This window comes from Planctomicrobium stercoris (assembly GCF_051465655.1).
Taxonomy (GTDB): Bacteria; Planctomycetota; Planctomycetia; order Planctomycetales; family Planctomycetaceae; genus Planctomicrobium.
Genome location: NZ_CP195791.1, coordinates 1,995,525 through 2,006,255, shown reverse-complemented (window position 1 = coordinate 2,006,255; position 10,731 = coordinate 1,995,525). Strand labels below are relative to the sequence as shown.

The following is a 10,731-nucleotide window of genomic DNA, read 5'->3' as shown; positions in this document are numbered from 1 at the left end:
CGATGATGCCAGGGGGGGAAGCGGCAGAAGCGGTTGTTTTCGTTGATGCTCAACGGACTCGGAACTGCCGGTGCAGCAAAATCTCATGGAGGAAGTTGAATGAAATTTCACGGAAAGAAATTGTACGTTGCCCTGGCGATGATGCTGGTCGCCAGCACCGCTGCCGCTCAGACCGCAGTCGATCCGGGACTTCCCGTGTATCCTCGAACGGAGAATCTGAAGGGGAACGTGGTCATGGTCGGTTCCTACACCATGTCCCAGCTGGGGGCAGTGTGGGCCGACAGCTTCCAGAAGCTGTACCCGGAAGTTGAGATCAAAATCGATCCGAAAGGTTCGAAAAATGCCGTCTCCTCCGTCATCAGCGGCGAAGCATCCTTCGGTCTGCTGAGCCGTCAGATCACCGAAGAAGAAGTCAAGGCGTTTCACGACAAGTTCGGTTACCTGCCGACCGTGGTGACCCCGGCCCTCGAGCCGATCGCAATTTATGTTCACAAGGACAACCCGATCGAATCCCTCTCGCTGGCTCAGCTGGACGCGATTTTCTCCAAAACGCTGAAACGCGGTGCCTCCAAGACGGCCACCACCTGGGGAGACCTGGGGGCCGCCGGCAAATGGGCAGCCACACCGATCACCTGCGAAGCCCGTAAGGACGAGACCGGTTCACAGGTCTTTTTCCAGGCCGCAATCCTGGGGAATGGCGAATTCCGGGATGATGTCAAAGAGCACGTCAGCAATCTGGAACTGGTGAAGTCGGTTGCGACGACTCCGGGAGCCATCGGATTTGGCGGAGCTTCCTTCGTCACACCTGATGTCAAAGCGATTGCCCTCAAATGGCGCGATGAAGACCCGGCCATCAAGATCACGGAAGCCAACTACCCGCTGGTTCGCCCGCTGCAGATCGTCATCAACCGCGACCCGAACGCACAGCTGTCTGAGAATCAGCGAGAGTTCCTGAAGTTCGTCTTCAGCCAGAAAGGCCAGCAGGACGTGATTCTCGGAGGCTTTGTCCCGGTGCAGGCCCGTGCAGCTCAAATCGCCCTGGATGCTGTGGATCTCAGGATCCTCAACTAACGGCACGGCGAATGACCCGGAACCGTCCAGCACGGTTCCGGAAGTTGTGTGTCGAGCCTGCCTGGCGTTCGTCCGGCAGGCGGTTTTTCGAAGATCAGGACACTTCCTTTCCACTTTCGACCGCGTTTTGAAATGTTCCGCCCGTTCTTCGGAACAGACGTTCAATCCAACCCGCACCGATTGTGGCATCAATTCATCCAGGAGCATCTCAATGAAACGGATTTCATTAGCCGCCGCAGCGCTGGCGGGCTATTTTGCAGCCGGTGCGTGCCAGACGGCACACGCTGTCGATGTCAACCGCGTGTACGGCACCACAAACTCAACTTCGACCACTCCGCAGAACAACCTGTACAACCCCAGCCTGCTCCCGGGGCAGGGCTACTACAACGGAGTTGGCAACGGACTGGGGAACAACGACCCGTTCTTCAACCCGAACCTGACGTACCCCATCTCCCCGACATACCCGGGACTGGGCACGAATCCGGTGACCCCGAATCCCACGGTTCCCAATCCGAACCCGACCACGTATCCGAACATCAACGATCCCAACGCGCGACTGCGGGTCACCACACCTCCAGGGTACACGGTTCCAGCAAACAACAGCGGGACCACACCGAAGAAGTGGCGCCTGGGAGTCTACTCCAAGGACAGCGACACCGGCGTGAAGATTCACGATGTCGTCAATGGCGGAGCGGCTCACCGCGCCGGACTGGAAGTCAACGACAACATTGTTGCCGTCAATGGCTATCAGGTCGGATATGTCAAAGGACAGTTGTTCGACTGTGCCACCGAGTTTGATCGCACCGCCGACCAGAACGGCTGGGTCAATTTGCTGGTTCAGAACAGCCGTGACGGGAAACTGGTGAACGTTCCTGTCCAGCTGGACTCCCGGCTGTCGACACTGAACGGTTCGATTGCCCTGCAGAACCGCCAGAACCTGCCGGCAAACGCCATCGTCAGCGTGGAACTGAAAGAAGTGATCGGGAACAACGCCAACCCGGTGACATTCGCCAGCACCCAGGTCGACAAGATCACCCAGTATCCAATTCCGTTCAGCCTGGACTACGATCCGGCTCACGTCTCGCAGAACGGTCGCTATCTGGTTTACGCCAGCGTGCTGGTCAACGGACGCGAAATTTACCGTACCAATCAGGCTCAGCCGGTTCCTGCCCAGCAGGGGGGAATCCGCACCGTCGCACTGCAGCTGGACCAGGTGCAGCAGCCGACCGGCCCTTACCCGAACGCTCCGACTGTGCAGCTGGGCGAAGAAGCTCAGATCGCACAGATCGTCAAGTGGTTCAACGATTACATTGGTCGCAATCCGTCGGATCGTGAGCTGGTCGCTTATCTGGGAGCTCTGCGTCAGGGACAGTCAATGGCCCAGATTCAGCTGAGCCTGCTGGCCAACGAGAACTTCTTCAATCGATGCGACGCTGATAAACGCGTGTACATCGAGCGGATGCACCAGATGCTGATTGGCCGGAACCCGACGCCGGAAGAACTCGCCTACTGGGTGGCTCGATACGACGCCCAGGGGGGCATTCGCCGGAACCTGGCCCAGGAATTCCAGGGAGCACTTGGAATCTACTAACACCAGGCGTGTTGCTCGTGTAAGTGAATTGGTATGAAGTAGATGCGGTCACGCGGGAATTGAGCGATCGATCCCGGGAAGCTGCAAAAGTCCTGAGAACCCCGTGACCCGGACGTTCCTGACACGTCCGGGTCATTTCATTGGAACTTCGGTTGGATCTCAGGCGATGGAAACATCCTTGAACGGGGATGGAGCGTTGCAGGCTTTCCGTGATTCAACGGAGACGGAAAGCTCGTGATTCTTGACACATCCGTTCAGGAGTCATATTGTTTATATCTGACTCACGAGAGTCAGGCGTCGTTGTATTTACAAAACCTGTCTGGCTACGGCCGGAATAGCTGAGAAGGCCCGTCATGTAGGCATTGGCGTTGGCAACAGCCGGTGCTCGACAACCAACGGTGTTTGGGGACTTTTTCCTCGGACGACTGTTGGGTGGGGCCGGTTATTTCAGGTGAAGTGACGGCGAGTGGGGCTTTGGACCCGCTCTTTTTTTTTACCTAAACGTTGGCAGTATACGCTCATGAATGGCACTGAGGTCCTTCGCATTGTTGACGCCATCCATCGCGATAAGAGCATCGATAAAGAGATCGTGTTCAGCGGGATTGAGGCGGCCATTCTCTCCGCAGCCCGCAAGCATTACGGCGAAGAGAGCGAGATCGTCATTAACATTCACCGGACCACCGGCGATGTGAGTGCGACTCTCGACGGCTCCGAATTGCCCCCTGAAGAACTCGGTGACCTGCTCGGGCGAATCGCGGCCCAGACCGCCAAGCAGGTGATGATTCAGAAAATTCGCGAAGCCGAACGCGATGCACTCTACGACGAGTTCAGCCAGTTGCGAACCCATCTGGTCAACGGCACTGTTGTGCGGGTCGATCATGGCGTCGCTTCGGTCAACCTCGGCAAAGTGGAAGCCATCCTCCCTCGCAGCGAGCAGATTCCCGGTGAATCCCATCGCGTCGGAGACCGCGTTCGCGCCGTCGTTCTGGAAGTTCGTAAAGCGGGCAGCCGAATCAAGGTCGTCCTTTCCCGGACCCATCCGGAACTGGTGCGTCGCCTGTTCGAAGTCGAAATTCCCGAAGTGGCCGAACGGATTATCGAAGTCCGTTCACTGGCCCGCGAAGCTGGTTACCGCTCCAAAGTTGCGGTTTCGTGCTTCGATAACAATATCGATTGCGTCGGTGCCTGCGTCGGAGTTCGCGGGTCGCGCATCAAAACCATCGTCGATGAACTCGACGGTGAGCGGATCGATATCGTCCGCTGGAGTGACTCCCTGCAGGTCCTCATCCCCAACGCGATGCAGCCTGCGGAAGTGGAAGACGTCATTCTCTGTCAGATGCTCGGTCGCGTGATTGTGCTGGTCCGGGAAGATCAGCTTTCACTCGCCATCGGGAAGAAGGGGCAGAACGTCCGTCTGGCTTCCAAGCTGGTCGGATGGGATATCGAGGTGATGACTCAGGACGAACTGGACGAACAGCTCGAGCGCTCGGTCGCTGCGTTCAGTCAGGTTCCGCACGTCACCCCGGAACTGGCGGAGTCGCTGGTTTCGCAAGGATTCTTCAGTTTCGAAGACCTGTCGGTCATCGAGCCGGATCACCTGAATCAGCTGAGCGGCCTCTCCAGCGACGAAATCGACGAAGTCGTGGAGTACGCCGAGAAGGAAGCTGAGCGGGAAGAACACGAGACCGATCGCCGAAAAGCCATTGAGCGGGATGCCAAGCGCGTTGAGCGTGAAGCCGCCGAGCTGGATGCCATGACCGGCAACCGCCTGGAAGATGCAGCCGGTGAAGTTGCAGTCGAAGTTGAGACAGCTGCAGTCGAAGCAGACTCTTCCGAACCGGGAGAGGGAGCTGTCACAGTGTCCGAAGAAGTGGATGTGGACAATTCCGCATCCGAGGAAGGTTCCGGCACGGAGCTGGAGCGGTCCTGATGAGAGTGGAGCAGAAGTTGCTGCCACGCGGAATGGTGTCAGCAGGGACAAAACACGAGATGACGGCGCTGTTGAGTGAACGCGCCAAAGCGTCTCCGGCATCGGTTCGCGGCCGGTACCAGAGGTCAGATTCAGAGGGGTGACGATTGAAGATCCGCATCTTCGCACTTGCGAAGGAACTCGGTTTTGACAGCAAAGATCTCATCCAGCACTGCAACGATGCCGGTCTGGATGTCAAAAGCTCGCCGCTGGCCAGTATCACACCCGCAGAACGGGATGTGCTGATGCAGCACCTGAAGGCGCTGAAGTCCAAGCCATCGGCTGGAGTCTCGGCAACCCCCAGCATGGAGATTGCCCGAGAGGAACCGCGACGCGAGTTCCAGGGGCGAGAAATCCGCGATCTGAGCGCCTCTGCTCAGATGAAGATGCGTCGGCCACCCCCGCGCAAAGACCTCCCTGCCAGCGAGCCGGAAATCGCTGCCCCGGAACCGGAACCCGCACCAGCTCCGGTTGTTGTCGAAGCGGCTCCGGAAGCACCTGCTCCGGAACCGGCTCCCGTGGTCGAAGTCCTTGCTGCCCCCGAACCGGTAGCCCCCGTCGAAGTTCCAGAAGTTGTCAGTGAAGCTGCTCCCACTGTCACCCCGGAACCCGAAGTGGAGAAGGTGGAACCGGAATCCGCCCCCGCTCCCGATCGACCGGCTCCAATCACACGTTCGGACTACGTCAGCCCGACTCGCGCTGCTTCGCCGATCCGTGAAATGAAGCCGCACGGGTCTGTACGAATCACGGAAGACCGCCCGCTGAGAACGCAGGTGGATACTCCGCCCATTCGTCGCGACAAGAAACGCGGTCCCGCACTCCCCGCGCTGGCCACTCCGACGTTCAAACCAACCGTCGCCAAGAAGACCGAAGAACCGATCCACAAGCCGGATCTGGCTCTCACCGGCGACGTGCTGAAGAAAAACAAGCTGGCGGACATTCTCAAGAAGAACCGTGACGAATCGGTTCGCCGGACCCCCGGAATTGAGGAAGAAGAGAAGGCCACTCCCGCCAAAGGACGAGGAGCCGCAGCACGCGGTCTGGGACTTGAAGAAGCCCGGGAAGCCCGTCGCCGTCGTCGCGCCAAGACCAAAGGAGGCGCCGACGAAGATGAAGGCGTGATTCTCAAAACGGTCAAACGGCAGCGTCGCGGATCGAGCACTGTGGAGCGCAAAACCTCCGCGGTCATCACAACTCCCATTTCCGTCCGCAGTCTGTCCGAAGAACTCGGCCGTCCCGCTCGCGACCTCCTCACCATTCTCTTCGCACAAGGGAAAATGGTGACCATCAACGATCTCCTCGACGAAGAAATTGCGTTGGAGATTGCCATGGAGCTGGGGGTCGATCTGCAGATCGAACAGGAAGAAGATTTCGAAGACGTGCTCGCCAGTCGACTCAGCCAGGATGTTCAGGGTGGTGACGTGGAAACTGCTCCAAGACCTCCCATCATTACGGTCCTCGGTCACGTCGACCACGGGAAGACGACCCTCGTCGACCGCATCCGCACGACCAATGTGGCAGCGGGCGAAGCAGGGGGGATTACCCAGCACATCGCTGCCTATCAGGTGGAGCACGGCGGACAGAAACTGACGTTCGTCGACACCCCGGGTCACGCCGCATTCGGAGAAATGCGGGCTCGCGGAGCGAACGTTACCGACATCATCGTCCTCGTGGTGGCTGCCGACGACGGCGTCATGCCGCAGACGGTGGAATGTATCAGCCATGCCAAGGCTGCCAATGTTCCCATTGTGGTCGCCATGAACAAATGCGATCTCCCGGGCATCAACGAGCAGCGAGTCCTCACCGAACTTTCACAACACGGGATTCTCCCGGCGGAGTGGGGCGGTGATGTGGAAGTCGTCCGCGTCTCCGGCCTGGTCGGAACCGGCGTCGACAAACTTCTGGAAACCCTGCTGGTCACCGCAGAACTGAGCGACTTCCGCACTCCAGTGGGTGTCCCCGCTGACGGGGTCTGCCTGGAAGCGTTCCGCGACGAAGGCCGTGGACCGATCGCCTGGGCGATTGTCCGCATGGGAACACTGCGAGTGGGCGATCTGGTACTCTGCGGTCCGGCCTATGGTCGTGTCCGTGCGATGTACACCGACCGTGGCGAAGAAATTCAGGAAGCAGGTCCATCCACTCCTGTGAAGATCGCCGGACTGGACGAAGTGCCCGGCGCAGGGGATCACCTGTACGTGATGGACGACATCGAACAGGCTCGCGAATTCGCGGAAGAACGCCGGACCCGTGGACGCACCGCGGCACTGTCCGGGCGCGGCGGACCGATGTCGCTGGAAGAATTTTTCGCCTCCAAGCAGGGGGGCGGGGTCAAGGACCTGCCGCTGATCATCAAGGCAGACGCACCAGGATCATTGGAAGCGATCCGGGGCGAACTCGAGAAATTCGACCACCCGGAAGTCCGGATCAAGATCCTGCACACCGGTGTCGGTGGGGTCAACGAAAGCGATGTTTATCTCGCTGCCTCGACAGGCGCGATTGTTGTCGCATTCCATGTGATCGCCGAAGACCGTGCAGAAGCTCTGGCCGCTCAGGAAGGTGTGGAGATCCGCCGTTACCGCATCATTTACAACGTCACCGACGACATCCGGCAGGCACTCGAAGGTCTGCTGGAACCGGAGAAGGTGGAAGTCGCCACCGGCCGGGCCCTGGTTCTGCAGACATTCGGAATCAGCCGCGTCGGGACTGTTGCAGGATGCCGAATCCTCAACGGAACGATCGACCGCAACAACCGCGTGCACGTGATTCGCGACCAGACCGTGCTCAACCATTACGCCATCGCTTCCTTGAAGCGTGGTAAGGATGACGTGCGTGAAGTGCGTGAAGGCTTCGAATGCGGAATCCGCCTGGACGGCTTTAATGACGTCAAGGAAGGGGATCTGCTGGAAGCTTACAAGATTGAAGAACGCAAGCGGACCCTGGAAGAATAAACCGACCGCATCCAACGCCGCTCCCCGGGCAAGGGAGCGTGCGTGCGGGGAGGTCAGATTCCTGTCGCATTGCCTTCAATCATCGCCAGTCAACAGCCCACTGAAAACGGATTATCGGAACGAGTATGTCATCACGCCGGACAGCCAAGGTGGCGCAAGCGATTCGTCAGGTCGTGAGCACCGCGATCCTGTTCGAGCTGCGCGATCCACGCGTGAAGAACGTCACCGTGCTGCGAACCGAAGTCCCCTCAGACCTGCGCACAGCCAAGGTCTATGTCAGCATCCTGGGGGATGAGAAAACAGAAATCCTCTCCATGAAGGGACTCGAAGCGGCACGAGGCTGGATTCAATCCAGAATCGCCGACGAGCTCCAATTGCGGCTGACCCCCGTGCTCACGTTCATCGTCGATCACGGGATCAAGAAAAGCATTGAAGTCTCACGACTGCTCCGGGAGATTCAGCCCCCCACCGATCCAGATGAGACACTCGATGATGAAGACCTGTTGAACGATGAGGAAGAAGAGGACGGCGGCGAAGAAGAATGATGTCCCGGAAACGATCAGCTCTTTGCGACCCGGCTCTCTGCGCAGAGACCGGCTCCTGAAATCTGCGAACTTTCCACTTTATCACCAGATCACCCAGCATTAGCGCGGGAGGCATTGATGCCTGCCAAATCCCTTAAGGCAGCAGACAAGCAGACGATTTTGAAGAAGCTCATCACCGAGATGAAACGCCGATTTGGCGGCTCGGTGCCCAAGCAGAACCGTCCAGCATTTGAAACTCTGCTCTATGCAATCTGTCTCGAAGACGTCGGCAGCGAAGAAGCTGATGCAGCCTATACCCAGCTGCTCGAACCGTTCTTCGATATGAACGAAATCCGGGTCAGCTCCGTCTCGCAGATCGAAGAAGCCCTGGGCGACCTGCGCGGCGCAGACTGGAAAGCTCTCCGCATTCGTGAAGCCCTACAGCATGTCTTCGAAAAGTTTTACGCCTTCGACCTGGAATTCCTGAAACGCAAGACACAGGAACAGGCGGTCAAGGAACTGGCGCAGATTCCCTATCAGACACCGTTTGTGCGGGGATACGTCGTCCAGCATGTTCTGGGGGCACATGTTCTCCCCATCGACCACTCGGCTCTGTTGCTTCTGCAGTGGCTGGGACTCGCCGATGCCGGGATGGACGGCGAGACCGCTGCTGAAGAGATCAAAGCAGGCATCAAGAAGGCGGACGGAGTGCTGCTCTGCCATTTGCTGAAGTCGGTTTCCGTTGATCCGGAGCTGCGCGAGCACTTCGAAGATCCCCCCACAAGTGAGGACGAGACCGATCCGTTTACCTGTGCCAACCGGCTCGCGGATCTGTTCAAAAACCCGCAGAAAAAGAAGAAGAAACCCAAGCCGGCCGCTCCCGCAGCGAAAGCCCCTCCTGCCAAAGCAGCCGCTGCTGTGAAAGTGGTCACGGTAAAAAAGCCTGCGAAGAAGGCCCCTGAACGGGCCGTCAGCGGAAAGGCGAAACCCGCTGCCGCAGTCCGCAAAGTGACCAAGAAAGTCCCCGCTCCTGCGAAGAAGACAGACCGCAAGCGGACGAAGTAAGCGTCCAAGCCCGGTTGTGGGTTCGGCGAATCATCTGACCGGCGATTCTCCTCCGTTGAAAATCAATACAACGTTTAGCTGCACACTTTAAGTGTGCAGCTAAACGTGATCTGACGGAATTGTCAGCTATCAGCAGTCAGACAACGCTCAACTCTCAACGAACCGCTGTTGACCTATGGGGGCGGTTCGAGCGAAAATCGCCCGCTGATCGGGGATCTCCGGGCGACGTCACGGGAAGCGTCGTTCGTCACGCACAGGGACGTTCATCATGACACTTGAGCAGGCGCGGTGGAGGGCGGAATACATCGGCTTTCGCCTGTTCGCATGCGTAGTGGAAATGCTCTCGCCCCGCCAGATCGCCCGCCTGGCGAACTTCCTTGCGTGGGTCATGATGACGATCGTTCCTCGCAAGTGGAGTCGATACGACCTTGCCCGCGAAAACCTGACCCATGCCTTCGGGGAGGAGTATTCCCCCGCCCAGATCGATGAGCTGATCCGCCGCATGTGGGTGCATCTCTTTCGCATGGTCGGGGAGATCATCCAGTTCCCACGCAAGCTTCGTCTGGAGAATTGCCGGGACGTGATGGTCTTTCGCAATCGCCGCGCGAGCGTGAAAGCGATCAATTCCGGCAGGCCGATTTTCATGGTCGGCGGTCACTTCGGAAACTGGGAAGCGTCGACCGCCACGTTTGGTGTGTTCGGCTTCCAGATGGGGATCGTCGCCCGCAAACTGGATAATCCGTATCTGCAGAAGTGGTTTCAGGCTTCCCGGGAGCAGACCGGTCATCAGCTGCTGTTGAAGAACGGCGGATGGGACGGCATGGCTGAAATCCTGCAGGCGCGCGGGAATCTGGGGCTGCTCTGTGATCAGGATGCAGGGAAGCGGGGAGTCTTCGTAAATTTCCTCGGACGGCCCGCATCCACGTTTCGTTCAATCGCGCTGATGGCACTGGAAGCGAAAGCGCTGATCGTGGTCGGCTACGGGCGGCGCGTGATGGACGATTTCAACGAAGCCCGCTGGTCCCGGTTTGAGATCGGGTGCGAAGAGGTCATTGACGTGGCCGAGATTCAGGCGGACGACGAGGTACACGAGGTGACCCGTCGTTTCACCAATGCCCTTGAACGAGCAGTTCGACGCTCTCCCGAGCAGTACTTCTGGGTGCATCGACGCTGGAAGTCGGTTCCCCGTCAGGCAGGAGCGTCCCGCTCAAAGAAAGCGGGCTGACCTCTGTCTCCGGGAAATGTGGCGACGAGCGAGCGGGATTTCTCGCCCGATCGCTCTCGCACCAGAGAATCTCACGAAACCGCCTGGACTCTATTTTCGAAGCTCAATTCCGTATTTCATCCGCTTCGCCAAGGCGATTTTCTCGCCTGATCCGCGAAATCTGTCGCTGACTGACCAAAGTTCTTCGTCCTTTTACGCATAAATCGGCTCCGTTGGCTTGCGATCGTCCCGCAGACTTGAAAAAGTGGGCAGGTTCGCTGCCTGTCGCTTAGCGGAGGCGGAATGACTGAATCGAGGCCCGCTTTCCTGTCCCTGATTGCCGATCCCGGGGAAACTCG

The 10,731-nt window shown here is 58.5% G+C and carries 7 protein-coding genes; all 7 read left to right on the top strand.

Going from position 1 to position 10,731, the window contains the following annotated elements; all coding sequences use genetic code 11:
* Positions 1 to 99: 99 nt before the first annotated feature.
* The 7 genes from SH661x_RS08260 to SH661x_RS08230 all read left to right on the top strand — a co-directional run bounded on the left by SH661x_RS08260 (position 100) and on the right by SH661x_RS08230 (position 10,393).
* Positions 100 to 1,071, top strand: coding sequence for a PstS family phosphate ABC transporter substrate-binding protein (locus tag SH661x_RS08260; protein ID WP_437229843.1), 972 nt, complete (start codon positions 100 to 102; stop codon positions 1,069 to 1,071).
* Between the two features lie 211 nt (positions 1,072 to 1,282).
* Entirely contained in the window at positions 1,283 to 2,662 is a 1,380-nt protein-coding gene (locus tag SH661x_RS08255; RefSeq protein WP_437229839.1) for a YbaY family lipoprotein, read from the top strand.
* A 520-nt stretch (positions 2,663 to 3,182) separates the two neighbouring features.
* The gene (nusA, locus tag SH661x_RS08250; protein WP_437229837.1) at positions 3,183 to 4,592 is read left to right on the top strand and encodes a transcription termination factor NusA; all 1,410 of its coding nucleotides are present in this window, start codon (positions 3,183 to 3,185) and stop codon (positions 4,590 to 4,592) included.
* 146 nt (positions 4,593 to 4,738) lie between these two features.
* Positions 4,739 to 7,579 carry a translation initiation factor IF-2 gene (gene infB / locus SH661x_RS08245; RefSeq protein WP_437229835.1) on the top strand — a complete coding sequence of 947 codons (2,841 nt, stop codon included), beginning with the start codon at positions 4,739 to 4,741 and terminating at the stop codon, positions 7,577 to 7,579.
* A gap of 125 nt (positions 7,580 to 7,704) precedes the next feature.
* Entirely contained in the window at positions 7,705 to 8,124 is a 420-nt protein-coding gene (gene rbfA / locus SH661x_RS08240; RefSeq protein WP_437229833.1) for a 30S ribosome-binding factor RbfA, read from the top strand.
* Between the two features lie 117 nt (positions 8,125 to 8,241).
* On the top strand, positions 8,242 to 9,168 hold the full coding sequence (locus SH661x_RS08235; RefSeq protein WP_437229831.1) for a hypothetical protein: 927 nt from the start codon (positions 8,242 to 8,244) through the stop codon (positions 9,166 to 9,168).
* 268 nt (positions 9,169 to 9,436) lie between these two features.
* The gene (locus tag SH661x_RS08230; protein WP_437229829.1) at positions 9,437 to 10,393 is read left to right on the top strand and encodes a lysophospholipid acyltransferase family protein; all 957 of its coding nucleotides are present in this window, start codon (positions 9,437 to 9,439) and stop codon (positions 10,391 to 10,393) included.
* Positions 10,394 to 10,731: the final 338 nt, after the last annotated feature.

Excerpts from the sequence above, each read along its gene's own strand:
- SH661x_RS08235 (WP_437229831.1), top strand. The coding sequence starts at position 8,242 with ATGCCTGCCAAATCCCTTAAGGCAGCAGACAAGCAGACGATTTTGAAG.
- SH661x_RS08260 (WP_437229843.1), top strand. The coding sequence starts at position 100 with ATGAAATTTCACGGAAAGAAATTGTACGTTGCCCTGGCGATGATGCTG.
- SH661x_RS08255 (WP_437229839.1), top strand. The coding sequence starts at position 1,283 with ATGAAACGGATTTCATTAGCCGCCGCAGCGCTGGCGGGCTATTTTGCA.
- rbfA (WP_437229833.1), top strand. The coding sequence starts at position 7,705 with ATGTCATCACGCCGGACAGCCAAGGTGGCGCAAGCGATTCGTCAGGTC.
- SH661x_RS08230 (WP_437229829.1), top strand. The coding sequence starts at position 9,437 with ATGACACTTGAGCAGGCGCGGTGGAGGGCGGAATACATCGGCTTTCGC.
- nusA (WP_437229837.1), top strand. The coding sequence starts at position 3,183 with ATGAATGGCACTGAGGTCCTTCGCATTGTTGACGCCATCCATCGCGAT.